The organism is Pseudomonas sp. 3-2, from assembly GCF_019710535.1.
Taxonomy (GTDB): Bacteria; Pseudomonadota; Gammaproteobacteria; order Pseudomonadales; family Pseudomonadaceae; genus Aquipseudomonas; species Aquipseudomonas pharyngis.
In genome coordinates, this window is record NZ_CP081200.1 from 2,490,831 (window position 1) to 2,516,092 (window position 25,262).

Genomic DNA, 25,262 nt, shown 5'->3' on the forward strand with positions numbered 1-25,262 from the left:
ATGAACGCCTCCCAACGCGGTTTTACCTTGATCGAAGTCGTGGTGACGCTGGCCCTGATCGGCCTGCTGGCCGGCATGGCCGCGCCGCTGACCGAGACCCTGGTACGGCGTGGCAAGGAGCAGGAACTGCGCACCGCGCTGTATCAGATTCGCGATGGCATCGACGCCTACAAGCGTGCCTTCGATGCCGGCTACATCGAGAAATCCCTGAACAGCAGCGGCTATCCGCCGAACCTGAAAGTGCTGGTCGAAGGCGTGCGCGACGTGCGCAGCGCCAAGGGGGCGAAATTCTACTTTCTGCGCCGGATACCGCGGGATCCGCTGGTGCCGGCCAAACGTGACGACAACGGCGGTTGGGGCCTGCGGGCCTACAACAGTTCGGCCCAGAACCCGCGCGATGGCGAAGACGTGTTCGACGTCTACTCCCTCGCCAGGGGTAAAGGCCTCAACGGCATCGCTTACCGCGAGTGGTGATTCTCATGCGCCGGGAAAAGGGTTTTACCTTGCTCGAGCTGATGGTGGTGATGGCGATCATCGCGACCCTGATGACCATCGCCTTGCCGCGCTACTTCAACAGCCTGGAGGCCTCGAAAGAGACCACGTTGCACCAGAGCCTGTCAGCCATGCGCGAGGCGCTGGATCACTACTACGGCGACACCGGGCGCTATCCCGATTCCATCGAGCAACTGGTGGAGATGCGTTACCTGCGCAACGCGCCGCTGGACCCGATCACCGAGCGCAATGACCAATGGGTGCTGATCGCACCGCCGGACGGTGTGGCGGGCGGCGTCGCCGACATCAAGAGCGGAGCTACCGGGAGGGCGCGTGATGGCAGCCAGTATTCCGAGTGGTAAGCACGTGGAGCAGGGTGGGTTCACCTACCTGGGCGTGCTGTTCCTGATCGTGATCATGGGCATGGGCCTGGCCAGTGCCGGCGAGTTGTGGTCGACCGCGTCGCGCCGCGATCGCGAGAAGCAACTGCTGTGGGTCGGCACCCAGTACGCCCAGGCGCTGCGCAGCTACTACCGCAGTTCGCCGGGCCTGGCGCAGTACCCGAAAGAACTGGTCGACCTGCTGCAGGACGAACGTTTTCCGGACGCCCGCCACCACCTGCGTCAGCTCTATCCGGACCCGATCGGCGGCGGTGAATGGGTACTGCAACGGGGTTTCGACGGGCGTATCACCGGCATCAACAGTGCCTCCACCGAGGTGCCGTTGAAGCAGGCGGACTTTCCGTCGCAGTGGTCGGATTTCGAAGGCATGCAGCGTTATTCGGACTGGCAGTTCGTGGCCGAGAAAGCCTTCCTCGACGGCACCGGCTCTGGCAACGGGGCCCCGGTCAAAGGCCAGTCAGCGCTGCCGCAGGCGTTGCAGCCATGAGCCGGAAATGGTGGTGCGCGTTGATCCTCGCGGCCGTGGCGTCTTTCGCCAGCGCCAGCGAAGAAGACGAAATGATGGGCTTCATCGTCGACGACACGATCTCGCACATCGGCCACGACTTTTACTACTCGTTCAGCGAACGCCTGCGCGACACCAGCCGGATGGATTTCAACCTGGTGGTGCGCGAGCGCCCCGACGCACGCTGGGGGAGCCTGGTGACCGTCGAGTATCAACAACGCCTGGTGTATCGGCGCTTCCTGCCGCCGAACACCGTGGAACTGAAGGACGAGGCCTATGCGGCCGCCGACTCGGTTCGACTGGAGGTCGTCCGGCGCAAGCTGGAAGCCTTGTTGCAGGACACCACCGACCTTGAGAAGGACGAACTATGAACACGACAACGTTCTCACGGCGCAGCGGATTCTGGATCTCGGGGTTGTTGATCGGGCTTGCCAGCGCCGCTGCCGTCCAGGCCACCGAACTGGTCTACACGCCGGTCAACCCGTCGTTCGGCGGCAACCCGCTCAACGGCACCTGGCTGCTCAACAACGCCCAGGCGCAAAACGACCACGACGATCCGGATCTCAAGAAACGCTCGACGGTGGCCGGCACCTCGGCACTCGAGCGCTTCACCAGTCAATTGCAGTCACGGTTGCTGGGGCAACTGCTGGACAACATCTCCACCGGCAACACGGGGAGCCTGTCCACCGACGCTTTTATCGTCAACGTCGTTGATGACTCGGGGGCACTGACGATTGAAGTGACCGACCGGGCGAGCGGCGAAGTTTCCGAAATTCAGGTGAACGGCCTCAACCCATGACGGGATGACGGTTCCGGGGAGCGATGGACATGAAAAAAATAATTGCGCTAGGGCTGATGTTGGCAGCATTACAAGGGTGCAGTCTGCGCGAGCCGATGCCGGCCGAGCAGGACACCGATACCCCGACCCTGACCCCCAGGGCCTCCACTTATTACGACTTGCTGAAAATGCCGCGACCCAAGGGCCGGCTGATGGCGGTGGTGTACGGCTTCCGTGACCAGACCGGGCAGTACAAACCGACGCCGGCCAGCTCCTTTTCCACCAGCGTCACCCAGGGCGCGGCGTCGATGTTGATGGACGCGATGCAGGCCAGCGGCTGGTTTGTGGTGCTCGAACGCGAGGGGCTGCAGAACCTGCTGACTGAACGCAAGATCATTCGCGCGTCGCAGAAAAAGCCGAATACGCCGGTGAACATTCAGGGTGAGCTGCCACCGTTGCAGGCGGCGAACATGATGCTTGAGGGCGGGATCATCGCTTATGACACCAACGTGCGCAGCGGTGGGGAAGGGGCGCGGTATCTGGGGATCGATCTGTCCCGTGAGTATCGGGTGGATCAGGTGACGGTGAATTTGCGTGCGGTGGATGTGCGTAGTGGGCAGGTGCTGGCGAATGTGATGACCAGCAAGACGATTTATTCGGTGGCGCGCAGTGCGGGGATTTTCAAGTTCATCGAGTTCAAGAAGTTGCTTGAGGCTGAGGTCGGGTATACGACCAATGAGCCGGCGCAGTTGTGTGTGCTTTCGGCGATTGAGGCGGCGGTGGGGCATATGGTGGCGCAGGGGATTGAGCGGCGGTTGTGGCAGGTGGCGGGGGATGCTTCTACGCCTTCTCAGGATGATGTGTTGAATCGGTATTTGACTCAGAACAAGATTGACCCGGATGCGGAGTGAACTTGGCGGCCTTTGGGCCGACCAGGTTCCTTTGGGGCTGTGTGAATATCCGTTTCTTTGGGTGCGGCCGCTGACGGTTCCGCCCTTACGGCGGGTCACTTTGGCAAACGCCCCAAAGTAACCAAAGGTCTGGGCCCCGGCGTTCGGCCCCTCGCTGGGGCTCGGGGTTCCTTCGCTCCGGGATTCATCCGGGGGCATCGCCTCCGGTTTGCTTCGCTGCACCTCCTCTCGATGCATGCGGCTTCGCCGCACGGTCGCTGCGCTCCCACCTCCGGATGAATCCCTCCACTCCGCCTTCCGAAGGGGCCGGCACGTCAAAAGCTTTACTCGAGCTAACGCTCATTGTGTTGAGTGGTGAGACGCGGAAAGCGGAAAGCGGAAAGCGGAAAGCGGAAAACAGAAAGCAGGAAGCGGAAAACAGAAAGCGGATTGCTTTTGCTTTGATCGTTCCCACGCTCCGCGTGGGAATGCAGCCCGGGACGCTCCGCGTCCCATTCTCGAATGTTTAAAAGTTGTGTCTGTTTCAGCGATCCTTCCCACAAGGTTTTCAGGTTGTCCGTCGGAAGCGCGGGCTCTAGCCTGTTTCGGTCGCTGCCAATTCAGTGATCGGGCATGGAAACCCGCGTAACAACAGAGCGCACAAGCGCCATTCATAACGTATCCTGCGCACCCTCATGGTGTGCGCTTTGTTATGGCGGCTGTGCGTAGGAGACCTCGTGTCTGCCGGGTTGCTCTGTCCCGGGTTTCCAGCCTGCGTACAGCTGCCACCTATTCGCTTGGAAACCGAATAGGGCCAGCTATAACCGTCATACAGGGTAAAAATCATGAAGAAACCAACACCCAACCCACCCGAAACCCAAGCCAACCCCGAAACCGACCCAACCTCCCCATACACCTCCGCCCACTCCAGAAAACTCCACGAAGCCGCCGAACGCGCCCTCGATCATTACCTCTGCCCCGGCGCCCACATCATGGGCAGCGTCAACGAACCCGCCCCGATGTACCTCGCCAACCCGGCCTACAACACCGAATCCTTGCTCGCGAACGCCAGTGAATCCCTGGGCTCGGCCAGCGAAATGCTCAACAACTTCGCCGCCACCCTCGACCCCGCCCATCGCAAGACCGCCCTGGGCATCGCGCAGATCCTCATGCTGGGTGAATTGGCCGTAAATCAGGCCTTGGATCACGTCGAGCTGAACGATGAATAGCTCGGTACAGAAACCAAGTCCCTTCGAATCAGAACATAGTCGACTTACCTTGGAGGCGATGGACGATGTGGATGCTGATCGGGTGATTGACCATCAAGCAGTGCTGGACTGGGCCGACTCTCTGATCTGTCCGGAGAAACCATTAGATAGTCCCCAATAGCTTGAGAGCCATCAGAAACAAAAAAGAACGCGATCCAAGAACAAGGTCGCGTTCTTCACTTTCAATCCGGAGCCACCATGGATCCCCTAATATCCACAATCGTTTCAGACTTCGAAAGCGAAGAGCAGGCCGCCAGCTACGACCGGTGGTTCCGTGCCGAAGTCCAAGCGTCAATCGACGACCCGCGTCCAAACATTTCTCATGAGCAGGCAATGGCCGAGATTCGGTTATTGATGGAGGAAATGGAACGCAAATACGAAAATCTTGAGGCAGCGAGCAAGAATTCATTTCAAATATCGTTCGTTCAGGATGCATAAAAGTTCAGGTAAGATCCGTAGATCGTGATATTCAAAGGAGAGAATTGATGGCAGGAAAGCCAGTCGCAAGGCTCGGAGATCCAGGTAGTCACGGCGGAAATATCATCACTGGATCAAGCCCCATTTTTGTTAACTCAATGCCAGTGGCCTTGGTAGGTGATACCTATGCTTGCCCTGTTCACGGCAGTAACCCCATAACGACAGGCGCGCCCCATGTTTTCGGATTGGGGAAGGATGTTGCACATGTTGGCTCGCAAACAGCATGTGGAGCGACGATCACGGCTGGCTCACCGGATACCTTCGTTGGTGAGTCTGGTGGCGGTGCTCCCACCAGCTTTCTGTCGCAGTTTCTGAAAGAAAAGACTTTTGTCGAGTTTCATCTGCTTAACGAAAGAGATGAGCCTATCGCCAACGAGGCGTATGAACTGACACTTCCCGATGGAACCTTAATGACAGGCACCCTTGACGATAATGGTTTCATGCGTGTGGAAAATATTCCCAGAGGAAGTTGCAGCATAAAATTTCCGAAACTTGAAGATACGGAACATCTTTAATGGTTCAGCCTACTAAAACTACCAGCACAACCCAGACGGCAAAAAATGCAGGCACATCAGGGAAAACTACGAAGACCAACCAGGTAGTCGTGTCCGGAGCCTATATGGAAATACTGGTGGGTGGTCCCTATACTCGCGATAAAGAAGAACATCCTTTCGGACACGCAGCTTTACATGTCGTAGTCGGTAGTAAAGACATTACCTATGACTTTGGTCGCTATGGAAAGACGTGGGGCACATTCGATAGCGAGGGTGAAGGTGTGCTGAACGTTTGGACTTCCTTCAGAGCGTATATCTCTGGTGAGAACAGTCTGGGGCGTACAACAACAGGCTTTGTTTATTTTTTGGATAATACAAAGGCTGAGGCTGTGATCGCTCATTTCGACGCTATTGTTGCTCTGCAAAAAGAGCAGAGAAAAAAGACTGCGTCATCAGCAAGGTATGTCTTGCCATCCAACTATCATCCGACGACAAATAACTGCACAACTGTGACAATCGCAGGGGCAAAGGTTTCGGGTAAGTCAATTGTGCAGAACCCGGCGAAATATAACGAGATGCGAGGTCTTTCTTTTATCGAAAGACAAGCCGCACGTACGCAGAGTAGTCCGAAGGATGGGATTTTCATGCCAGCGGATTTACAAGCCATGCTCGAAGCGAATACAGAGGCCCCCTATGATAAGAAAAATGTTTACAAATAGGCGATTGGGCCTGTGGCTGGTGGCTGTTTTATCCGTAAATGCAATTTTTTTGGCGTTTCTGATTTTTGACGATATTGCGAAGGGGCACGATATGAAAATGATCAAAACTAAAGAACCGTTGCTGATCGAAGGTCCAAATGGCGACGAGAATTACTATGTCCTGCCTCTGGGGACTACGCTATATCACGATAAAAGCTTTCCTGAAGGGCATGATCGTTATGTGGTGTATCTCAACCATAAAGGCGCCATTGCCCACGAAGAAGTACCCATGAAGCCTGAATATGGCGGTTCATTTATCGATCCTCTCTGGTTGGCCAACGTTGATGCGGACACCTTGAAAGAAATTTTCAAGCGTTTCCCGCTTTCAAAAAATGACATTGCCGCTGCTATTAAGGCCAATGGAATAACCAAGGATGATCTGGCCGACATTATTCGTTCTATGCCAGATTGACCGACGTTACACAGGGGTATAAAGACCGCGCGTCCTCTCACCAGAGGATCGCGGTTTTTTATGCCTCAGACTTTCTGCTGTAACACCGTCGCCTGGTTAGCCGACCCGCACTGATGAATATTCGCAGTTTGCGTCATCCCGCCCCGGGCCACATACGCCACATTCATGGTTTGATCATTCCCACGCTCTGCGTGGGAATGCAGCCCGGACGCTCCGCGTCAAATTCGCGAGCTGGAACGCGGTGCGTCCCTTGAGGCATTTCCCGAGTCGGTTCGACGTGGGAACGATCAACGACTCAAGCACCAGCGAAAAAAACGCCCCCAAAAGGGAGCGCATTTTTTGCTTCAGTGGGGTTATTCATTCTGTGACCGAGCGCCACATCACGGATATTCCTGACGTGCGTGCACAACGCCCAGAATATGTATCCGGCCCACCGCTTGGTAAATGAGCAAGTAGTTGGGATGCACGACCATCTCGCGAGTGCCGGGAGTTCGCCCCACTCGATAGAGGTGTGGATGTTTGGTAAGGGTAACCGTGGCGGCTTCGATAGCGTTTGAGAGCTTGTTAGCCGCTTTGAAATTACGGTCACTGATGTAGTCAAGAATGTGCAGGAGTTCAGCCCGAGCTTCGGGCTGCCACTCAACCTGCATCGTATTTTTTACGCTTTGCTTCCATCAGGGCATGCATTTCGGCCATCACCTGATCATTAGGAATGCTCGGACGTGGGTCATTCATGGAAGCTTGTATTTTGGCGATCAACCAACGGTCATAACTCGCAGCCTGCTCCTCAGGACCAAGATCCGAAACAACCGGGCACAGTGGGTCGATCAAAGACGGGTCGATCATGGAACCTCCGGGTGTGGTGCCGGGAAGTCTATTCGGTAACGGTATCGCTGTCTGGATGAATTGCATGTAGGCCAAGCTCCATGGGGATCAAGTTGTCCCGGCAAATCCTAGAGCCTGCACTTCCGACGGCCAACCGCCAGAATTCGTCAGAAAACTCCTCGAATTTCTGAAAACGTTCCGTTTTCCGTAGGACGCAGCCGTGTGTTTCTCCAAAGCTGTGAGGTTAGAATGCCATCAGTTTCAAGTCGTATATCTAAACAAAAGGAATGAGCTAGTGGTTGCACTGATAGGGTTGGTGTCGTTGTTTGGATTGCTGTCTTTGGTGGTGGCGGTGGTTGGCTTGATTGCGCCGACGGTCTTCAAGAGCAAGAAGACCGGCAAGGTCCCGACTCGATGGACTTTATTCATGGGCGGGTTGGGTTTTATGTTTCTTGCTTCTGCCCTGGTTGATTACCTCAACCCGAAATCTGAAGATCTTGAGCCAGTGGCTGCTGTCGAAGCTACGACCAGTGCCATTAGCGCCGAGAACAACACCGCACGTTCAATGAACTCCATGGGTTTGACAGTCAACGAGTTCCATAACGCGTTCAACGACGCAATCGGTCAATACAAGGAGGAGTTCAAGACTGCGGATTTCGACGTCCAGGGTGGTGGGGCCACTGATACGTTCTCGCATGTTTTCAATCAAAACCTGTCGATGATGGGGACCATTGATAAGAGTGACGGCAACGTGGATATGGTGATCATTAATGTTTCCATGGGGCAGGAGAATTTGCTGCAACCGTTAGCTGTTCTGCTCGCCGCCACTGAGGCTGTCAATCCTGACGTTTCATTGGAGGAGAACAAAAAAATCGTGATGGAAATCTTTAATGAGTCCGTCGCGAAAATCGACTCTGAGAAAAGTGTCGAGCGTAAGGTAGGCGACCTCCACTACTCAGCGACGACCACTCGGTACACCGGCATGATGTTCGGCATCACAAAGAGCAGCGAAGGCTGAATCGTCCTGCTGGCATAAAGAAGCCGCGATCCCCTCACCCGGGGACCGCGGCTTTTTTTTACCCAACACTTACTGCTGCAAAACCGTCGCCTGGTTAGCCGACCCAAACTGCTGAATGGTCGCGGTCTGCGTCATCCCGCTCTGATCCACATTGGCAATGTTCCCGGTGCCGCCCTGGGTCACGTACGCCACGTTCATAGTGTCAGCCTGTTTCACGGTGATCATGTTGTCGCTGCCATACAGCTGCGCGGTGTAGGCCTGGTTGCCGGTGCCGGATTGATCGAATTCGGCGCTGTTGCCCGAACCGTTCGATGAGCCCTGAACCAGGTTGGTGGTGCCGCGCTGGTCGGCGATGAGGATGTTGTCGCTGCCGTTCTGATCGAAGTACAGCTCGTTGTAGGAATCTGCCTGGCTGACCGTGGTCTTGTTGCCAGTGCCGGTCTGGTGGGTGGTCATGATCTGGCCGATGCCGTCCTGTTTGAAGCTGGCGATGTTGCCGTTGCCGGCCTGGGTGACGGTGGCGCGCTGGTTGCTGCCGAACTGGCCGCCCAGTTGCGGGCCTTTCCAGTTGCTGGCGTAGACCTTGTTGTCGTTGCCCACCGACGTGGCGTTGAGGGTGTGGCTGTCGCCGTTCTGGTAGGTGAAGTGCACGTTGCCGTTGCCGACCTGATACAGCGCCAGCGTCGAGTTGACCGATTCGAACTGGTCGGCATAGATCGCGTTGGTGTTACCGACCTGAGTGACGGCGGCGGTGTTGTTTTCGCCGAAGCTTTGGTCGACCACGGTTTCGTTGCTGTCGCCGTACTGGTTGACGGTGGCTTGGCTTGCCAGTTGCGAGTCTTGCCAGATTTCGGTGCCGTTGAGGTTGCCGAACTGGTTGATGGTGATGTTGCCGCCGGTGCCGTTGCGCTGGTCGCCGTAGGCGTAGTTGCCTTCGCCGGCCTGGTTGATGCCGATCTGGCCGCCGTTGTGCAGCACTTGTTCGGCGGTGCCGTAGTTGGCGGTGCCGTACTGGGTGATCACCGAGCTGTTGCCGGTGCCTTCGTACAGTTGCTCGATGTTGGCTTCGTTGCTGTCGCCGAACTGGAAGGTCTTGCCTTCGCTGCCGTTCTGCGAGTCCTGATAGACGAACGAGAAGTTGCCGGTGCCTTGCTGTTGTTGCAGCGCCTGGTTGCCGGCGCCGAAACCCAGGGACTGGCTGGCGTGGGCGGTGTTGAAGGCACCGGTCTGTTGTTGGGTGATGGTGCTGTTGTCTTCGAAAAGCTGTTCGGCGTAACCGGCGTTGTAGTCGCCGACCGCGTCCTGGGTGATGACGCTGGTGGCGGTGTCCTGCACGGCGGCGGCGTTGTTGCCCTGGCCCAGTTGGGTCTGGGTCGCGGTGCTGAACGGGGCCTGGGTCTGCTTCACATCAGCGATGTTGGCCGTACCGAACTGGCTCTGGGTGGAAAGGCTGTCGTCGGCCATGGCCTGGGCACTGATCATGACCAGGATGGCGGCGGTGAGGGGCGTCAGTTTGTACATGATGAACTCTCCGATGATTGCAGTGCTTAGCGATATTGCTTGACCGAAACGCTCATGCCGTTGCCCGACTGGGTCACGGCGCTTTGCAGCCCCGTGCCGGCCTGCTCGATGCTGGCGTCGTTGTTGTTGCCGTTTTGCGAAATCTGCGCACGGTTGTGGCTGCCGGTTTGCGTGATGGACGCGGCGTTGCCGGAACCGTTTTGCGTAATCAGGGCCATCAGGTCGCTGCCTTGTTGCAGGATGTACGCCTCCTGATTGCTGCCCGACTGCACGATCCTGCCCAGCAGCGACTGACCGTTCTGCGAGAGCAGCGCCAGGTTGACCTGGCCGTTCTGGTCGATCAGGGCTTGCTGGCCCACGGGGGGTGGCAGTTCGCCGAGATCGGCGCTGTTGGGCGCCAGGTCATCGTTTTCCATCAGGTCGTCGGCGCGCACGCCCGCACTGACGCACAGGGCGAGCAGGCAAAGCAGGGCGGCGGTCGGCGTGTTCATGGCGTTGTCCTGTGTTGTGTGCTGCCCGAATCCGAAATCGTGGCTGAGTCAGCCCCACCCACCCCGCGCCAAGCGGTTTGGGTTGGGTGGGGCGTGGGCTCAGAGCGTGTTCACCGAGACGGTGCGAACGGTGCCCTGGGACGAGCGGATGGTGGCGGTCGGGTTGGCTGATGGCACGACCAGCGTGTTGTTCAGCGTCAGCCGCCAGCGTCCGGTCACCGGTACCGTGGTGGTGCCCAGCGTTACCAGCCCGGTCGGGGTGGTGACCTGCACGGTGATGGTGTTGCCGGTGGTCACCGACGAGGTGCCGGCGAAGTCCCAGTTGAAGCGGCCGCCGGAACGGGCTTGCACGGTCGAAGTGGTGATCGTGAAGGTTTCCGCTGCTGGCCGTGGCGACACTTGCACCGTGACGGTCGCCGGCGTCGACTGGGCGTTGAAGCTGTCCCGGGCGATGTAGGTGAAGGTCGTGGTGAAGGCCGTGGTCACGGTGGCCGGTGGGGTGTAGGTGATCACCGTGCCGTCAGTGCTGACCGTGCCGCGTCCTGCCGGCGGTTGGGTCAGGCTGGCGACGCCCAGCGGCGTGTTGCCTTCCGGATCGGTGTCGTTGGCCAGGACGTTGATCGGGATCGCGACACCCAGCGTGGCGACGCTGTCGGCGACGGCGGTCGGTGGCCGGTTCGGCGCGACGGTCACCGTCACGGTCGCCGGGTTGGCCGAGGCCAGGCCTTTGTTGTCCTGGGCCTTGTAGGTGAAGGTGGTGGTCAGAGGAGTATTGACCACGGCTGGCGGGGTGTAGACCACCGACGTGGTGCCGCTCAGCGCGACGGTGCCTTGGCCTGCGGCCGGTTGAGTCAGCGCGGTGATGGTCAGCGGCACGTTGTTGTCCGGGTCGCTGTCGTTGGTCAACAGGCTGAGGGTGATCGGCACGCCGAAGCTGGTGCTGCCGGTGTCGGCGTTGGCCAGCGGCGCCTGGTTCTCACCGGTGTCCGGTGCTGCACCGACCACCACGACTGGCTCGGTGTCGCTGCCGCCGGCGGCGGATTTGACCGTGACGGTGGCCGGAGGCTGGGTCAGGTCGGCGACGGTGATTTTTTGCAGGGTGCCGGTTTTCGACAGGCGTCCGTAACCCTGGGCAACCATGTCCGGCACCGCGACTTCATCGGTCGAGGTGGCTTCGATCAACAGGCTGTGGTTGGCCCAGCTGTAGCGGGCGGTCTGGATTTTCACCACGTCGGTGAGTTTGGCCGAGACGGCGGTCGGACGGGTCGTGCCGGCCGGGTTGGACGCGGTCACGACCACCACCGACGGCAGGGGGCCGTTGCCCAGGCGCTGGCCGAAGAACAGCCCGTTGTTGTCACCCAGCAGACTGGTCTGGCACGGCGTCGGCGGTGGGCCGGGCAGCAACGCCACGGTTTCGCGGAAGCACAGGGTCGAGCTGCTGTCAGCCTTGGCGAACACCTCGGCGCGCACACCGGCCGAGGTCCGGCGATAGGTGGCGCGGTCGATGGCGACTTGGGTTTGCTGACGATTGTCGAGGACCTTGCCGGCGACGGTGAACAGGTTGGTCTGAATCGAGCCGGCACCCGACGGACCATCGATCCGCAGGAAGTTGGTGTTGAACGGGCTGCCGGTCACCGCTTCGGTGAGATTCGGGTCGCCGACGAAGGTTTCGACGCCGCCGGTGTCCGGGTTCACTTCGGTATACGGCCCGTTGATGCTGCGCAGGAACGGGCCGAGAGCGCCGTTGAGCGCACCGCTGAAGTCGCCCGGCGCGCCGATGCCGATGTCTCTGGTGATGTTGATCGCCCGCCGGCCCGGTGTGGTGACGTTGACGGTTTCAACGCCGTACGGGTGGGTGATGGTGTAGGTGCCGGCCACCGGGACGTTCACCCGGATGCGGATCCGCGCGAAGCTTTGCTGATCGCCATCGACCGGATTTTCCGAGGCGAACGCCGCTTCGATGCCTGCGACGTAGGCGTCCACACCGAAACCGGCACCGTTGTTGGGGATCGCGGTTTCAGCCAGGAACCAGAAAGCTTCCGGTGGCCAGTTGTCGGGGAACACCATCGGCAGGCTGTCATCGAACACGCCAGGTTCCGGCAGCAAGGTGCACATGTAGGCCGGCGGGGTGCTGGCCGGCACCCGCGAACTGGCGGCGCGCGACTGGCAGAGTTCCATCGACAGTTGATTGTTGTCCTGGTACCACATCGGGAATTTCCCGGTGGCGAAGGTGTAGGGGCCGGGATCGACGGCGGCCAGTTGCGCGAACGCACTGCCGGTCAGCGAGATTGTCAGCCCGAGCGCGTTGAGCGCGAAGCGTGGCCACTTGTTCATGATGCCTCCTGATGCGGATCTGGGCATGTGAGCGTTCATTGCACGATGACCACTTCTTCGGTATCGCTGCCGCCGTTGGACGACGTCACCCGAACCTTGGCCGGTGGAATCGGCGTGATCCCGGTGGCCAGGGTTTTCACCGCGCCATCACCGCCCAGCGCACCGATGGTGGCGCCGGTGCCGGAGGTGGCGGTGAGCACCGGTGGCGAGGTTTCGTCACTGGTCGAGGCCACCACGGTCAATTGCCCGGAAGTGAGGCTGTACTCGGCGCGCTGGATCACCACCAGGTCGGTCAGGTTCATGGGCAGGGTGGTCGGCGAACTGGTGGCGATCGCCAGGTGGTTGTCGGCGGTCACTTGCAGCACGGCCGGCAAGGTCGGGTTGACCGCCGATTGCGCGTACCAGCTGCCGGTGCTGTCGGCTTCTGTCATGTTCACCACGGGCGTGCTGCTGGTGATGGCGGCGGTGCCCGGCGCGGGCGGTGCTTTGACGAACACGTCTTGTTGGGCCACTGGTGCGCTTTCGCCGGGCTTGCGCGAGTAGGTGCTGCGCTCGGTGATCAGAGGCGTTGGCCGCACCACTGTCGACAACTTGCCGGACACGGCGAAGGTCGTGCTGCGCAGGTCGATGCCGCCCGGGCCTTCGATGCGTACGTAGTTGGTGTTGAACGGGCTGCCGGTGACCGCTTCGTTGAGGTTCGGATCGCCAACAAACTGTTCGGCCGCGCCGGTCAGCGGATTGGTCTCGGTGTACGGCCCGTTGACACTGCGCAGGAACGGCCCGATGTCACCCTTGAGCGCGCCGTCGTAGGTTTGCGGGGTACCGATGCCGATGTCGCGGGTCATGTTGATGGCGCGCCGGCCGGGGGTATCGACGGTGAACACATCGACGCCGTACGGGTGGGTGATGACGTAGGTGCCGGCGGTGGGCACGTCGACCCGGATGCGGATTCGGGCGAAGCTGATCTGGTCGCCCTCTGCGGGGTCGCCGCCGCCGAACGCGGCTTCGACGGCGCTGACGTAAGTCAGGTCGATGCCGCGTGCTGCATCGACGACGGTGGTTTCGCCGGTGAACCAGAACGCTTCATCGGGGAAGTTGGTGGGGAACACGATCGGCTGCGCGTCATCGAACACGCCGGGGGTCGGCAGCAGCGAGCACATGTACGACGGGGCGCCGGGTGTGCTCGGTACGCGGGAGCTGAGTGCTTTGGACAGGCACAGATCCAGGGTGCGACCGTGGCTGTCCTGATACCAGCTGGCGAAACCGCCATTGGCCGGTGTGTAGGGACCCGGATCGACGGCGAACAGAGCGGCCTGGGCAATGCCCTGGGCCAAGGCGCTCACGACCAGGACGGTCGCGGTTTTGGACAGTAAAGGGTGCATGAGTTAATCCCTCTATCGAAGTACCTGCCCCGTGGGGTTGGGTCAGTTGCTGAGGGCTTTACAACTTCCATACCAACGATTGGCCAACCGGCGGCAAAGGCCCGTGGCGCAAGGGTTCGAGGCTCGTCGTGGGGGAAAAGGACGCATGCCCGGATAGGGCGACTGTCCCCAGGATTGGGGATTGTGGGGGCATGAACGCCTGGCGGTTTTTCCCTGACCGGGAAATCGGCTGAGTGTGGGGCCGTTCACCCCCCGCATCCGGGCAAACACCCAACCGTGGGCTATAACCCTATAGGGACGTATCGGGAAGTCGCCGCCATGAACATGCAGTCACAATCGCTACCGGTCGAGGAGGGCAGCCAGCGGCTGAACTCGCGCAAGCAGCCGTTCAACCTGTTGCGCTGGTTTTCATTGATCAGCATGGCGGTGATCGGCACCGTGGCGGTGGCGCTCGGGGCGGTGTCGACACGGTTCGTGATCGAAGAAAGCGTGCAGCGCGATGCCTTGCTGACCGCGCAGTTCATCCAGGCGATTGCGGCGGCGGAGGTGCGCCACGTTTCGATCCCCAATGTCCGCACCATGGGGGAGTTGCTCGACCCGCGCCAGGACAAGGACTTTCCCGACGTCGACCCGGCGGCCCGAGCCAGCGCCCGGGGCGAATTTCTTGATCACATCGAGCATTTGCCGGATGTGATCCTCGCCAACATTTATGCGCCGGACCGTACCGTGATCTGGTCGACCAACCCGGCGCTGATCAACACCCGGATTCATGCCGACGAAGACCTCGACCGGGCCTTCGATGAAAAGATCCCGGTCTCGGCCAGCTATCACGACGTCGACAAGGCCCGTGAAGAACAAAAGTTCGTGGTACCGCCGGAATACATCTTTATCGAAAACTACATCCCGCTGTTCGACGCCGAGGGCAGGAACGTCACGGCGATGGTTGAAATCTATAAAGAGCCCAAAGACCTGATCGCCCGCATGGAACGCGGGCTGACGCTGATCTGGCTGGCCACCGCGCTGGGCGGCGGGCTGATTTACCTGGGGCTGTACTGGATCGTGCGGCGGGCGGCGATTCTGCTGGCGGCCCAGCAAAAACAACTGATCGCCAACGAAACCTTTGTCGCGCTGGGCGAGATGTCCTCGGCGGTAGCCCACAGTCTGCGCAATCCGCTGGCGACCATTCGCTCCAGCGCCGAGCTGGCGCTGGAGTTCGACGCGGGGCCGGCACAGAAGAACATCAAGGACATCATCGGCCAGGTCGACCGCATGTCGAAGTGGGTGCGCGAACTGCTGCAATCGTTGCGACCGCTCAATGACGACCCGGAACCGGTGAACCTGGTGGCGGCGCTGCACGACAGCCTGACGGCGTTCGAGCAGCAGATCGCCAGGGCCGGCGTGCAGGTGGTGTTTCAACCTCAGCAGACGCCGATGGTGCTGAGCCAGCCGGTACAACTCACGCAAATCCTCAACAGCCTGCTGGCCAATGCGCTGGAGGCGATGGACAAGGGCGGCACGCTGACCATCACCCTCGAACCGAGCGACAGCCGTGGCGTGAGCGTCATGCTCAGCGACACCGGCAAAGGCATGAACGAGGAACAGCGCAGCATGGCGTTCCGGCCGTTCTTCACCACCAAGCAGGGCGGCCTCGGCGTGGGGCTGGTGCTGGTCAAACGGATCATGGAGCGCTTCGGCGGCGGCGTGAGCCTGGACAGCCGCGAAGGCGAGGGCACCACCGTTCGTCTGGCGTTTCAGCTCATTCAGTAAGTTGGGGTGAACTTTCCCCCAGCAGTGGGTGTCAGGCCCCGGTCACCGGGGAGTGGGGAATGCAACAGCGCGTCCAAGTCCCTGTTACAACTGGAAATGATTTTTTGGCGAGGTAATTGCAAAACACCATCACCCCTTCCTTAGATGAGGCGGCTGGTGATGGACAGAGCAACGCATGACCCCAAAAAACTCTTCCTGTTGACGCCACTGAGCGTCTTCCTGATGTTGGCCCTCGGCCAGATGACCGGGGTTCGAGCGAGCCCGATCGACGACGAGAATCAGCCGGAAGCGTCCGACCCGTCGGCCTATTACGACGAGCCCGCAGACCGCGCCGGCGCCCTCAACGCCATCCTGACGATGCCCGAGGCTAACGAAGACTCCTTCGATCTGCCCGACAGGGTCAAAGGCACGCGGGACACGACGCGCACGGAAAACATCCTGCCGCCCACCGTCCAGACCAGTTTCAATTACCCCACCAATGGCAAGCCGAGCCCGCTGTACGGTGCCCAGCCGTTCACTCAGCAACTGGTGCTGTTCGAAGAGTTCGGCCCGGAAAAACTCGACCCGACCACACCGGCCGCGCCGTTGAGTTTTCCACCGGCCGCCATTGGCCCGGCGCCGGCGCAAGACCCGAACAACATCGCCCGCAGCGCGCCTCCCGGCACGGCGCTGGATGCGTTTTTGCGTCAACCGGGGCTCACGCCATTTCCGAGTCAGTTCGCCAACGTGGTTGACCGCAACCCGTGGCAGGCGCAGATCGAACTGTTCCTCAATCGTCACATCGGTTCCTCCGCCGAAGGCCGGCCACCGGGAAAAGGCTGGGCTCATCAGCGCTGGAACGAGTTCTACCCGCAAGTCGCCTACAAGACCGTGCAGACCGGCGCGCGTCTGAACGGTGGCCTGCGTGACAGCCGGCAGATGCACGGTTATGCGGTGGGCGAGTTCGGCCCCGGCGGTCTGTACCACAACGTCGCGGGTGTGCCTGCGACCGATGGCACAGCCAAGGGTGTCGACCCACGGTTCCACCCGGCGATGCCGGTGCAGGACCACAACTCGGTGTGGACCTTCGACGGCACGCTGCCGCCGAAACTGTTGATGGTGCGCTACGGCCAACCGGTGCTGATGCGGCACTACAACGGTTTGCCGATTGATCCTTCCGCCAACCGCGGTTTCGGTCTGCACACCATCACCACCCATGAGCACAACGGCCACGCGCCAGCGGAAAGCGACGGTTATGCCAACGCGTTCTTCTTCCCCGGCCAGTTTTACGACTATCGCTGGCCGATCCAGCTCGCCGGTTACGACAGCATCAACACCAAGGCTGAAGATCCACGCGCCGCATTCCCCTGCGCACCGGGGGAAACCCTGTGGGTCAACGACCTGCAGCCTGCGAAAAAGACCTGCGACCACGGCACCATCAAGATTCGTGGCGACTGGCGCGAAACCATGAGCACTCACTGGTTCCACGACCACATGCTCGATTTCACCGCGCAGAACGTCTACAAGGGCAACGCGGCGATGATGAACTACTACAGCGCCCTGGACCGTGGCAACGAATCGGTGAACGACGGCGTCAACCTGCGTTTCCCCAGCGGCAGCGCCTTGCCGTGGGGCAACCGCGACTACGACGTCAACCTGGTGTTCGCCGACAAGGCCTGGGATCAGCAGGGCCAGTTGTGGTTCAACCCGTTCAACACCGATGGCTTCATCGGCGATCAGGTGCTGGTCAACTGGCAATGGAAACCGACCCTCGACGTGCGGGCGCGCAGTTATCGCTTCCGCATTCTCAACGGTTCGGTGTCACGCTACTTCAAGCTTGCGCTGGTGCGTGAAGTCAAAGGCACCAGTGGTGAGTTCCAGGGGCCGAGAAACTCCGGTGTGTCGTACAGCCGCGTGCCGTTCCACATGATTGCCAACGACGGCAACATCATGGAACACAGCGTGCCGTTCGACGGCTCGATGGACCTGGATGCCGACGGCGACAAGCAGAACCACAACGCGATCCTGCCGACCCAGGGCATCGCCGAGCGGTTCGACATCATCGTCAACTTCGCGAAAAACGGCATCAAGCCCGGTGACAAGCTGTTCTTCGTCAACCTGCAAGCCCAGGACGACGGCAAGGGCCCGAAAGAAGTGATCCCGCTGGCCGACGTGCTTTCGGAGAAATACCTGGCGGTCATCAAGCAGACCAGCAAAGGCCCGCAATGGGACCGGGGCGACCCGGTAGTGGGCAAGGTCCTGCAACTCAACGTCAAGGCTTATACCGGCCAGGATCTGTCGATGAACCCGGCGGCCTACGAACCGGCCAAACCGGGCAAGGCCGAAGGCATGGTGATGATTCCGCTGAAGATTCACCGTGACAACGCTGCCGACAAGGCGCTGCTGGCCAAGGCCTTGCACCGGACCTTCATCTTCGGCCGCTCCGACGGCACCGATGAAGCGCCGTGGACGATCAAGACCGATGGCGGTTTCGGCTTCCACATGGACCCGCGCCGGTTGAATGCGTCGACCAAACTGGCCAGCGGCCCGACCGACGCCGGAGTCAGCGGCATCGGCACCCTGGAAGTGTGGAACATCAAGGCCGGTGGCACGGGCTGGAGTCATCCGGTACACGTGCACTTCGAGGAGGGGATCATCCTCAGCCGTGGCGGCAAGGCCCCGCCTGAGTGGGAAAAATGGGCGCGCAAGGACGTCTATCGCATCGGCTCCGAAGCCGACGGGCTGGACAGCGTCGAGATGGCGATCAACTTCCGCGAGTTCGCCGGGACTTACATGGAGCACTGTCACAACACCCAGCATGAGGACAACTCGATGCTGCTGCGTTGGGACCTCGAGAAACCCGGGCAACTGCAGTTGATGCCGACACCGCTGCCGAGCTGGGATGGCGTGCGTTACGTCAACTCCGCCGCGCTGCCAACCTTCCGCACCGGCGACGGCTTTGGCCCGCAAGTGACCGTGAAACCATGAGCCGGGAGGGAGCCGACATGACCCAGCCAACGCCGCGCTCCCGCGCCTTGGGCATGCACCTGATTCTGGTGCTGGTCACCTGCCTGCTCGGCAGTCAGGTGCTCATCGCCCATCAGGCACAGTCCGACGGCGCCAGTGAATCCGCCACCCCGTGGGGTGGCGACTATTTCCCCAACACCCTGCTGACCGACCAGGACGGTCGGCAGGTGCGCTTTTTCGATGACCTGATCAAAGACAAGGTGGTGGTGATCAACTTCATCTTCACCTCGTGCAGCGACTCCTGCCCGCTGGAAACCGCGCGCCTGCGCCAGGTGCAGAAACTGCTGGGGGACCGGGTCGGGAAAGACATCTTTTTCTACTCGATCACCATCGACCCGTTGAGCGACACCCCCGAAGTGCTCAAGGCCTATGCGCAACGCTTCAAGGTCGGCCCTGGCTGGAAATTCCTCACCGGCGAGTTCGAAGACGTCACCGAGCTGCGCAAGAAACTCGGGCTGTTTATCGAAGGCGTCGACAACGGCCGGACCAAGGATCACAACCTGAGCCTGATCGTCGGTAACCAGAGCACCGGGCGCTGGATGAAAGCCTCGCCGTTCGAGAACCCGTGGATCCTCGCCGACCAACTGGCCAACACGCTGCAGAACTGGAAACAGGCCAGCACCGAAGAAAGCTACGCCGACGCCCCGCAGATCCGGCCGCCGAGCAATGGTGAAGAACTGTTCCGTACCCGCTGCGCTTCGTGTCACAGCCTCGGCCCGCAGGATGGCGAAGGCATCGGCATGCGCAACATCGGCCCGGACCTGATCGGCGTGACCCGCCAGCGTGACCCGGCCTGGCTCAATCGCTGGATCCGCGAACCGGATCGCGTGCTGGCGGAGAAAGACCCGATCGCGCTGCAACTGTTCGAGCAATACGAGCGCATCCCGATGCCCAATCTGCGCCTGGACGAGGCCTCGGCGCAGTCGATCATCGACTTTCTGAGTGCCGAAACCGAGCGTCAGCATCCGTCGGTGCAGCCCTTGGCCGACGGGGCATTGACGCCAGTAAAACCGGGTTCTGCCAGCGAAACGGTGAGTCGTATGCAGTAGCGGCTAAATAGCATCATTGAACCGTGTGTCACGGTCATTGCCACCTACACTCATTCGAGAGGGCGGCTGTAACCGGCTCGATACCAGAACGCCAGGGCATCCCCATGCAACGACTGGAAGAACAGAAAACATCGGCACCGAACCTCGCGCTGGCGGCCATCAAGAGCTGGGGCGGGCAGTTCAATCTGCTGCGCTGGTTTTCGCTGGCGAGTTTTTTCATCATCGCGGCCGTGGCGCTGGGGCTGGGCTACATCTCCACGCGTTTCGTGGTCACCGAAAGCGTGGAGCGGGACGCGCTGCTCACGGCGCAATTCGTGCAGGCCATCGGCGATGCGGAAATGCGCCACGCCAACATCACGCCGCAGCGGACCATGGGCGAGATGCTCGACCCGCGCCAGGATCACAGCTACCCCGACGTTGATCTGCTGGCTCATGCAATGGCCCGTGCCGAGTTTCTCGATCATGTCGAACACCTGCCCGACGTTTTGCTGGCCACGGTGTATGCCCTGGACCGCACGATCATCTGGTCGACCAATCCTGAGCTGATCAACGTCAGGATCGAAGATGACGATGAACTGGACGAGTCGTTCGAAATGAAAGTGCCGGTGTCTTCCAGCTATCACAAGATCGACGATGAAAAACCCGAGCAGCGGCTGTCCCGCGAACCCAAATACCTGTTCATCGAAAACTACATCCCGATGTTCAACGCCGACAAAAGCAAAGTCATCGCCATGGTCGAGATCTACAAGGAACCGGCGGATCTGGTGGACCGCATCGACCGTGGATTCGCCTCGATCTGGGCCGCGACCATCCTCGGCGGCGCGGTGATTTACCTCGGGTTGTTCTGGATCGTGCGGCGCGCCTCGAGCCTGTTGCAGAGTCAGCAACAGCAACTGATCAGCAACGAGACCTTTGTCGCTTTGGGCGAGATGTCTTCGGCGGTGGCCCATAGCCTGCGCAACCCGCTGGCGACCATTCGCTCCAGCGCCGAACTGGCCCAGGAAATTGCCAGCCCGGGGGCACAGCGCAACATCGGCGACATCATCAGCCAGGTTGACCGCATGTCGCGCTGGGTTCGCGAACTGCTGGTGTCGTTGCGTCCGATGAGTGATGACGGCGAGGCGGTGGACCTGCTCGCGGCGGTCGAGGACACCCTGGGAGCATTTGACGCGCTGATCCGGCGCAATGGCGTCGAAGTGCGATTCACGCCGCAGAATTGCCCACCGGTCGTCAGTCAAAAGGTGCTGCTCACGCAAATACTCAATAGCCTGTTTGCCAACGCACTGGAAGCGATGCCCAGAGGCGGCGTACTCAGTGTCGAGATTGAAACGGCGCAGTCCGGTCAGGTGCGCATGACCCTGAGCGATACCGGCAAAGGCATGAGCGCGCAGCAGCAACAACAGGTGTTCAAACCGTTTTTCACCACCAAGCAGGGCGGCCTCGGGGTCGGCCTGGCGCTGGTCAAAAGAATCATGGAGCGGTTTCAGGGTTCGGTCGTGCTGACCAGCCGCGAGCAGGAAGGAACCCGCGTCAGTCTCAACTTTAGAGTGGCATCGGGAGGGGAATATGGAACACAGCATTCTGCTGGTCGAGGATGACGAACTGTTGGCCGAGAATATTCAGACCTACCTGGAGCGCAAAGACTTCGAGGTGACAGTCTGCCACTCGGCCGAGGACGCGCTGGGGCAACTGGAAAGCTTCATGCCGGACATCGTCCTGACCGACAACTCGCTGCCGGGCATGAGCGGGCACGATCTGATCCAGAAGCTGCGCATCAGCGCGCCGGACCTGAAAGTGATCATGATGACCGGCTACGGCAACGTCGAAGACGCGGTGGTCGCAATGAAGGAGGGCGCCTTTCATTACGTCACCAAACCGGTTGCGCTGCCGGAACTCAAACTGCTGCTGGACAAGGCCCTGGCCACTGAGCGGATGGAGCGCACGCTGTCGTTCTACCAGGAGCGCGAGGCGCAGAAATCCGGGGTGCAGGCGCTGATCGGCGAGTCAGCGCCGATGCTGCATCTGAAGAACACCATCGGTCAGTTGCTCGACGCCGAGCGGCGCATGGCCAACGGCGATCTGCCGCCGGTGCTGGTGGAGGGCGAAACCGGTACCGGCAAGGAGCTGGTGGCCCGCGCGCTGCATTTCGACGGCGCGCGCAGCAAAGGCCCGTTCATTGAATTCAACTGCGCGTCGATTCCGGCCAACCTGGTGGAATCGGAGCTGTTCGGCCACGAGAAAGGTGCGTTCACCGATGCCAAGGACCGCCGGGTCGGGCTGGTGGAAGCCGCTGATGGCGGCACGCTGTTTCTCGATGAGATCGGTGAAATGGATCTGGTGCTCCAGGCCAAGCTGCTGAAGCTGCTGGAGGATCGCACCATTCGCCGGGTCGGCTCGGTGAAGGAACGCAAGGTCAACCTGCGGGTGATCAGCGCCACCAATTGCAACCTTGAACAGATGGTTCAGCAGGGCAAGTTCCGTCGTGATCTGTTTTTCCGGCTGCGGATCATCTCGATCAAGGTCCCGCGCTTGTACGCCCGTGGCGAAGACATCCTGCTGCTGGCCCGGCACTTCCTCGCCAGCCACGGCAAGCGCTATGGCAAACCGAACCTGCACTTCAGCGATCAGGCCGAAGAGCTGCTGCTCAGTTACACCTGGCCGGGCAACGTGCGCGAACTGCGCAACATGCTCGAACAGACCGTGCTGCTGGCGCCAAACGACACCATCGCCGCGCATCAACTGAACGTGTGCATGAGCCTGTGCGATGAGCTGCCACCGCAACATCAGCACGAGGTGCAGCACCCGCACTTCGAACCGCGCCCGGCGAGCAACACCGAATCGATGAACCTGCCGGAAGTCGAGCGCGACATGGTGCGCAAGATGCTCGACAAGACCGACTGGAACGTCACCAAATCGGCGCGCCTGTTGGGCCTGAGCCGCGACATGCTGCGCTACCGCATCGAAAAACTCGGCCTCGCGCGGCCGGACAAGCGTCAGTGGTAAACGGCGGTGCTGCTTGGATTCGGCGGGCTCAGGCATTCGAGCACGCACGTCGGGTCCAGCACTTCGTCGTTGACGTAAATGCCGCGTTCGGCATCGTAGGTGCGGATGAATACCCGCACCGTCGCATCGGCTACGGTCGGCAACTGCGAGTCATGGAACACATGGCGATCCGGGATGACGATGAAATCCTGTGGCGGCGTGTCATCGAACGGCCGGGGCGGCTGGGCCGACAGCGACGGTGGAGCAGGGTGGGCAAAGGGCTGGTCCGCCCCGTAGTAGTTGAAGTTGCTGTCCAGCGCCTGCGCCTGGGTGGCGGCGAGCAGACAGGCGGACAACAGCAGTCGATTGAACATTCCCATGGCAGCACCTGTGGAAGCGGATTTCCCCAAGGCTATTAACTATAGCTGCCCATCGAAGCAGGCGTTGTTGCAGGCGTCGGCGGCTTACAAGTTCGCAACAACCTGTTGCGTGCGGCTGAACTAGACTCGGGCCGCTCAATTGTGAGCATCCCCCGGAGTGCGCCATGGAAGTGCCAAACCATAAAAACGCCGTCGAGAGCAATCGTCAGGCGTGGAATGATTCCGCCCGTCATCATCAGGACTCGCCCGATTGGCAGGCCTTGCTGACCGAGGTTACGCAGGCGGATTTTTCCTGCCTCGACGACACCCTGCGCGGTTTGCTCGAGCAGGTCGGTGTCGATGGCAAAGACGTCGTGCAACCGGGTTGCAACAACGGCCGCGAAAGCCTGTCACTGTTCGCCCTCGGCGCACGGAGCGTGGTCGGTATCGATCAGTCGAGCGCGTTTCTCGAACAGGCCCGCGAACTGAACAAGCGTTCGCCGCACAACGCCGAATTCATCGAAGCCGATATTCATCATTTGCCTGAATCGCTGCGCGGCCGTTTTGACGTTGCGCTGATCACCATCGGCGTCCTCAACTGGATGCCCGACATCGGCGAATTCTTCCGCCACGTCGTCTCGACCCTCAAACCGGGCGGACAACTGGTGATCTACGAAACCCACCCGTTCCTGGAAATGGTCGACCCCGAGGCCGAAGACCCGTTTCGCCTCGCCAGCTCGTATTTCCGCGAAGAACCGTTCGTGCAGGAGGAGCCGATCGTCTACGTCGGCAAGGTCGAACAGCCGGCGGCGAAGTCTTACTGGTTCGCACACACCCTGGGCGCGATCTTCACCGCCGCCCTCGAGGCCGGCCTGAACATCACGCACTTCAAGGAATACCCGCACTCGAACCGGGAAGAAGTGTATGACCAGTACCAGAACCGCGAGGCGCAGATGCCGATGTGTTTTACGTGGGTGGGGGTGAAGCGCTGAGGCAGCTACAAGAGGGGAAGGCGAGAGGCGCTGTCTCTTTTTCGGTGAGTCGGATACGGGCTTGCGTCACGTATCCGATTGCTCGAAACAACTCTTCGTCGTCACCTTCTGCCAGTACCTGAGAGAGGTACTCACGGATGGCATTCAGATCAACCAGCAGTGCCGTCATTTCAAAATCGGATGTGTTTTGTTCCATCGGTTTGTCTCTGCGTTTCTGCATGAATGTATTCATTCACATGATTGCGAGCAGCCAGATGGAGCCGAAACTGAATGTCGCTGGTTCCTGTACGAGCGTAGGAAGATTCTGCGGCGCCGTCCCGGCCGCCGCAGGTTAAACCCGTCAAGCCTGCGCAGCCGCCGTCACCACCGGCCGTCCCGGTTTGCGCAGCGGGTCCAGGCGTGAGCCCTCATAGCGGGTTTCGCGGAAGAACCGCCATTTGCCGAACAGGCAATAGACGTGGGTGATGCGACCCTGTTCGTGGTAGCCCATGCGGATGTGCAGTTTCAGCGCCGGGATGTTGTGGGTTTCGCAGACGTCCACCACCTTGTTGCAACCCTGGGCGGCCATGGCTTCCCAGAGGGCGACCTGGACGTCCACCGACAGGCTGCTGCCGAAGTAGGCGCGAATCATTTCACCGCCGAACTCGAAGAACTCGCCGGGTTTGACCGGGAAGGTGCAGCCGTAATAGTGGCGGTCGTGGTAGTCACGAGTGCTGCCCCAGATAAATCCGACCGCGTGGCCGTCGGCATCCAGGTACATGTGCCCGATGTGGCCCTCGTCGGCCAGTTCGGCCATGGTCTGCACCCGGTCACCGAAGTGTTTGGCGAACGCGCCGGCATTCTGTGCGGTGATGTCGACCTTGCGCAGGCCGTCGTAGGGGCGCAGCTTGTGCGGCGGTACCGGGCTGACCAGGTCGCGCTCCATCCACAACAGCTCCCAATGGAAGAACACGTAGCGTTTCCACAACGTGCCGAAAGTACGGCCCAGGCCTTTTTGCTTGATACGTTCACGCAGCTTTTCAATGACGCTCATGATGCCCTCCGAGGCCGGAGCCCGGGTG

General features: G+C 60.4%; 26 protein-coding genes and 2 pseudogenes. 19 read left to right on the forward strand and 9 right to left on the reverse strand.

The genetic code is table 11. The annotated features are described in order from the left end of the window. The 12 genes and pseudogenes from K3819_RS11310 to K3819_RS11360 all read left to right on the forward strand — a co-directional run bounded on the left by K3819_RS11310 (position 1) and on the right by K3819_RS11360 (position 6,475). Positions 1-474, forward strand: a complete 474-nt coding sequence (locus K3819_RS11310) for a type II secretion system protein (RefSeq protein WP_011333434.1) — start codon at positions 1-3, stop codon at positions 472-474. A gap of 5 nt (positions 475-479) precedes the next feature. Continuing rightward, entirely contained in the window at positions 480-854 is a 375-nt protein-coding gene (locus tag K3819_RS11315) for a type II secretion system protein (protein WP_011333435.1), read from the forward strand. After that, a complete protein-coding gene (locus tag K3819_RS11320; RefSeq protein ID WP_221399315.1) occupies positions 829-1,380 on the forward strand; it encodes a type II secretion system protein in 552 nt (183 codons plus the stop codon). Before K3819_RS11315 ends, K3819_RS11320 begins: the two co-directional genes overlap by 26 nt. Next, positions 1,377-1,769: a curli production assembly/transport protein CsgE gene (gene csgE / locus K3819_RS11325; RefSeq protein WP_221399316.1), complete on the forward strand. Its 393-nt coding sequence runs from the start codon at positions 1,377-1,379 to the stop codon at positions 1,767-1,769. The genes K3819_RS11320 and csgE overlap by 4 nt, the downstream gene beginning before the upstream one ends. Next, complete coding sequence (locus K3819_RS11330; protein WP_007956141.1) at positions 1,766-2,197, forward strand: curli assembly protein CsgF; 432 nt, start codon at positions 1,766-1,768, stop codon at positions 2,195-2,197. Before csgE ends, K3819_RS11330 begins: the two co-directional genes overlap by 4 nt. Before the next feature lie 29 nt (positions 2,198-2,226). Then, entirely contained in the window at positions 2,227-3,087 is an 861-nt protein-coding gene (locus K3819_RS11335) for a CsgG/HfaB family protein (protein WP_064378912.1), read from the forward strand. A gap of 824 nt (positions 3,088-3,911) precedes the next feature. Next, a complete protein-coding gene (locus tag K3819_RS11340) occupies positions 3,912-4,295 on the forward strand; it encodes a DUF6124 family protein (RefSeq protein ID WP_085613434.1) in 384 nt (127 codons plus the stop codon). Positions 4,296-4,320: 25 nt separating this feature from the next. Continuing rightward, positions 4,321-4,455 (forward strand): annotated as a pseudogene (locus K3819_RS29430) (CopG family transcriptional regulator); the annotation flags it as partial. Between the two features lie 77 nt (positions 4,456-4,532). After that, on the forward strand, positions 4,533-4,772 hold the full coding sequence (locus K3819_RS11345) for an antitoxin (RefSeq protein ID WP_221399317.1): 240 nt from the start codon (positions 4,533-4,535) through the stop codon (positions 4,770-4,772). A gap of 47 nt (positions 4,773-4,819) precedes the next feature. Further along, positions 4,820-5,326 (forward strand): PAAR domain-containing protein, encoded by a 507-nt coding sequence (locus tag K3819_RS11350; protein WP_085613436.1) that lies wholly within the window; start codon positions 4,820-4,822, stop codon positions 5,324-5,326. Further along, complete coding sequence (locus K3819_RS11355) at positions 5,326-6,024, forward strand: hypothetical protein (protein WP_143492993.1); 699 nt, start codon at positions 5,326-5,328, stop codon at positions 6,022-6,024. Before K3819_RS11350 ends, K3819_RS11355 begins: the two co-directional genes overlap by 1 nt. A gap of 91 nt (positions 6,025-6,115) precedes the next feature. Continuing rightward, entirely contained in the window at positions 6,116-6,475 is a 360-nt protein-coding gene (locus K3819_RS11360) for a hypothetical protein (RefSeq protein ID WP_256575378.1), read from the forward strand. A 380-nt stretch (positions 6,476-6,855) separates the two neighbouring features. On the opposite strand, the gene K3819_RS11365 is transcribed toward K3819_RS11360, so the two are convergent. Together K3819_RS11365 and K3819_RS11370 are read right to left on the reverse strand one after the other, a co-directional pair. Beyond that, on the reverse strand, positions 6,856-7,125 hold the full coding sequence (locus tag K3819_RS11365) for a type II toxin-antitoxin system RelE/ParE family toxin (protein ID WP_085613438.1): 270 nt from the start codon (positions 7,123-7,125) through the stop codon (positions 6,856-6,858). Then, positions 7,115-7,321: an antitoxin gene (locus tag K3819_RS11370; protein ID WP_085613439.1), complete on the reverse strand. Its 207-nt coding sequence runs from the start codon at positions 7,319-7,321 to the stop codon at positions 7,115-7,117. The genes K3819_RS11365 and K3819_RS11370 overlap by 11 nt, the downstream gene beginning before the upstream one ends. Positions 7,322-7,595: 274 nt before the next feature. Here K3819_RS11370 and K3819_RS11375 point away from each other — a divergent pair, with 274 nt between their 5' ends. Continuing rightward, positions 7,596-8,318: a hypothetical protein gene (locus K3819_RS11375; RefSeq protein ID WP_221399318.1), complete on the forward strand. Its 723-nt coding sequence runs from the start codon at positions 7,596-7,598 to the stop codon at positions 8,316-8,318. A 69-nt stretch (positions 8,319-8,387) separates the two neighbouring features. On the opposite strand, the gene K3819_RS11380 is transcribed toward K3819_RS11375, so the two are convergent. The 4 genes from K3819_RS11380 to K3819_RS11395 all read right to left on the reverse strand — a co-directional run bounded on the left by K3819_RS11380 (position 8,388) and on the right by K3819_RS11395 (position 14,046). Further along, a complete protein-coding gene (locus tag K3819_RS11380) occupies positions 8,388-9,839 on the reverse strand; it encodes a curlin (protein WP_221399319.1) in 1,452 nt (483 codons plus the stop codon). Positions 9,840-9,865: 26 nt separating this feature from the next. Beyond that, positions 9,866-10,330 (reverse strand): curlin, encoded by a 465-nt coding sequence (locus tag K3819_RS11385; RefSeq protein ID WP_064595177.1) that lies wholly within the window; start codon positions 10,328-10,330, stop codon positions 9,866-9,868. A 99-nt stretch (positions 10,331-10,429) separates the two neighbouring features. Continuing rightward, positions 10,430-12,664: an Ig-like domain-containing protein gene (locus tag K3819_RS11390; protein ID WP_221399320.1), complete on the reverse strand. Its 2,235-nt coding sequence runs from the start codon at positions 12,662-12,664 to the stop codon at positions 10,430-10,432. Between the two features lie 35 nt (positions 12,665-12,699). Continuing rightward, positions 12,700-14,046: a hypothetical protein gene (locus K3819_RS11395; protein WP_221399321.1), complete on the reverse strand. Its 1,347-nt coding sequence runs from the start codon at positions 14,044-14,046 to the stop codon at positions 12,700-12,702. Between the two features lie 318 nt (positions 14,047-14,364). Between K3819_RS11395 and K3819_RS11400 the strand changes: the two genes are divergently transcribed. From K3819_RS11400 to K3819_RS11420, 5 genes are all read left to right on the forward strand, one after another. After that, complete coding sequence (locus K3819_RS11400; RefSeq protein WP_221399322.1) at positions 14,365-15,813, forward strand: sensor histidine kinase; 1,449 nt, start codon at positions 14,365-14,367, stop codon at positions 15,811-15,813. A 159-nt stretch (positions 15,814-15,972) separates the two neighbouring features. Further along, positions 15,973-18,780: a multicopper oxidase domain-containing protein gene (locus tag K3819_RS11405; RefSeq protein ID WP_221399323.1), complete on the forward strand. Its 2,808-nt coding sequence runs from the start codon at positions 15,973-15,975 to the stop codon at positions 18,778-18,780. A gap of 17 nt (positions 18,781-18,797) precedes the next feature. Beyond that, positions 18,798-19,868, forward strand: coding sequence for an SCO family protein (locus tag K3819_RS11410; RefSeq protein WP_409348325.1), 1,071 nt, complete (start codon positions 18,798-18,800; stop codon positions 19,866-19,868). Between the two features lie 104 nt (positions 19,869-19,972). Next, the gene (locus tag K3819_RS11415) at positions 19,973-21,466 is read left to right on the forward strand and encodes a HAMP domain-containing sensor histidine kinase (RefSeq protein WP_210710356.1); all 1,494 of its coding nucleotides are present in this window, start codon (positions 19,973-19,975) and stop codon (positions 21,464-21,466) included. Beyond that, on the forward strand, positions 21,435-22,871 hold the full coding sequence (locus K3819_RS11420; protein ID WP_039767735.1) for a sigma-54 dependent transcriptional regulator: 1,437 nt from the start codon (positions 21,435-21,437) through the stop codon (positions 22,869-22,871). The genes K3819_RS11415 and K3819_RS11420 overlap by 32 nt, the downstream gene beginning before the upstream one ends. Here K3819_RS11420 and K3819_RS11425 read toward each other — a convergent pair. Next, complete coding sequence (locus K3819_RS11425) at positions 22,862-23,230, reverse strand: hypothetical protein (RefSeq protein ID WP_064595189.1); 369 nt, start codon at positions 23,228-23,230, stop codon at positions 22,862-22,864. The genes K3819_RS11420 and K3819_RS11425 overlap by 10 nt on opposite strands. Before the next feature lie 164 nt (positions 23,231-23,394). On the opposite strand from K3819_RS11425, the gene K3819_RS11430 reads away from it, so the two are divergent. Beyond that, the gene (locus K3819_RS11430; protein WP_221399325.1) at positions 23,395-24,201 is read left to right on the forward strand and encodes a bifunctional 2-polyprenyl-6-hydroxyphenol methylase/3-demethylubiquinol 3-O-methyltransferase UbiG; all 807 of its coding nucleotides are present in this window, start codon (positions 23,395-23,397) and stop codon (positions 24,199-24,201) included. Between the two features lie 55 nt (positions 24,202-24,256). Here the strand turns inward: K3819_RS11430 and K3819_RS29685 are convergent. Then, positions 24,257-24,397, reverse strand: a pseudogene (locus tag K3819_RS29685) (transcriptional regulator); the annotation flags it as partial. 144 nt (positions 24,398-24,541) lie between these two features. Next, entirely contained in the window at positions 24,542-25,234 is a 693-nt protein-coding gene (locus K3819_RS11435; RefSeq protein WP_221399326.1) for a GNAT family N-acetyltransferase, read from the reverse strand. Between the last annotated feature and the right edge of the window lie 28 nt (positions 25,235-25,262).

Excerpts from the sequence above, each read along its gene's own strand:
- K3819_RS11355 (WP_143492993.1), top strand. The coding sequence starts at position 5,326 with ATGGTTCAGCCTACTAAAACTACCAGCACAACCCAGACGGCAAAAAAT.
- K3819_RS11335 (WP_064378912.1), top strand. The coding sequence starts at position 2,227 with ATGAAAAAAATAATTGCGCTAGGGCTGATGTTGGCAGCATTACAAGGG.
- K3819_RS11420 (WP_039767735.1), top strand. The coding sequence starts at position 21,435 with ATGGAACACAGCATTCTGCTGGTCGAGGATGACGAACTGTTGGCCGAG.
- K3819_RS11390 (WP_221399320.1), bottom strand. The coding sequence starts at position 12,664 with ATGAACAAGTGGCCACGCTTCGCGCTCAACGCGCTCGGGCTGACAATC.
- K3819_RS11405 (WP_221399323.1), top strand. The coding sequence starts at position 15,973 with ATGGACAGAGCAACGCATGACCCCAAAAAACTCTTCCTGTTGACGCCA.
- K3819_RS11395 (WP_221399321.1), bottom strand. The coding sequence starts at position 14,046 with ATGCACCCTTTACTGTCCAAAACCGCGACCGTCCTGGTCGTGAGCGCC.
- K3819_RS11425 (WP_064595189.1), bottom strand. The coding sequence starts at position 23,230 with ATGGGAATGTTCAATCGACTGCTGTTGTCCGCCTGTCTGCTCGCCGCC.
- K3819_RS11340 (WP_085613434.1), top strand. The coding sequence starts at position 3,912 with ATGAAGAAACCAACACCCAACCCACCCGAAACCCAAGCCAACCCCGAA.
- K3819_RS11400 (WP_221399322.1), top strand. The coding sequence starts at position 14,365 with ATGAACATGCAGTCACAATCGCTACCGGTCGAGGAGGGCAGCCAGCGG.
- K3819_RS11380 (WP_221399319.1), bottom strand. The coding sequence starts at position 9,839 with ATGTACAAACTGACGCCCCTCACCGCCGCCATCCTGGTCATGATCAGT.
- K3819_RS11360 (WP_256575378.1), top strand. The coding sequence starts at position 6,116 with ATGAAAATGATCAAAACTAAAGAACCGTTGCTGATCGAAGGTCCAAAT.
- K3819_RS11435 (WP_221399326.1), bottom strand. The coding sequence starts at position 25,234 with ATGAGCGTCATTGAAAAGCTGCGTGAACGTATCAAGCAAAAAGGCCTG.
- K3819_RS11430 (WP_221399325.1), top strand. The coding sequence starts at position 23,395 with ATGGAAGTGCCAAACCATAAAAACGCCGTCGAGAGCAATCGTCAGGCG.
- K3819_RS11315 (WP_011333435.1), top strand. The coding sequence starts at position 480 with ATGCGCCGGGAAAAGGGTTTTACCTTGCTCGAGCTGATGGTGGTGATG.
- K3819_RS11410 (WP_409348325.1), top strand. The coding sequence starts at position 18,798 with ATGACCCAGCCAACGCCGCGCTCCCGCGCCTTGGGCATGCACCTGATT.
- K3819_RS11330 (WP_007956141.1), top strand. The coding sequence starts at position 1,766 with ATGAACACGACAACGTTCTCACGGCGCAGCGGATTCTGGATCTCGGGG.
- csgE (WP_221399316.1), top strand. The coding sequence starts at position 1,377 with ATGAGCCGGAAATGGTGGTGCGCGTTGATCCTCGCGGCCGTGGCGTCT.
- K3819_RS11415 (WP_210710356.1), top strand. The coding sequence starts at position 19,973 with ATGCAACGACTGGAAGAACAGAAAACATCGGCACCGAACCTCGCGCTG.
- K3819_RS11310 (WP_011333434.1), top strand. The coding sequence starts at position 1 with ATGAACGCCTCCCAACGCGGTTTTACCTTGATCGAAGTCGTGGTGACG.
- K3819_RS11350 (WP_085613436.1), top strand. The coding sequence starts at position 4,820 with ATGGCAGGAAAGCCAGTCGCAAGGCTCGGAGATCCAGGTAGTCACGGC.
- K3819_RS11365 (WP_085613438.1), bottom strand. The coding sequence starts at position 7,125 with ATGCAGGTTGAGTGGCAGCCCGAAGCTCGGGCTGAACTCCTGCACATT.
- K3819_RS11320 (WP_221399315.1), top strand. The coding sequence starts at position 829 with ATGGCAGCCAGTATTCCGAGTGGTAAGCACGTGGAGCAGGGTGGGTTC.
- K3819_RS11385 (WP_064595177.1), bottom strand. The coding sequence starts at position 10,330 with ATGAACACGCCGACCGCCGCCCTGCTTTGCCTGCTCGCCCTGTGCGTC.
- K3819_RS11345 (WP_221399317.1), top strand. The coding sequence starts at position 4,533 with ATGGATCCCCTAATATCCACAATCGTTTCAGACTTCGAAAGCGAAGAG.
- K3819_RS11370 (WP_085613439.1), bottom strand. The coding sequence starts at position 7,321 with ATGATCGACCCGTCTTTGATCGACCCACTGTGCCCGGTTGTTTCGGAT.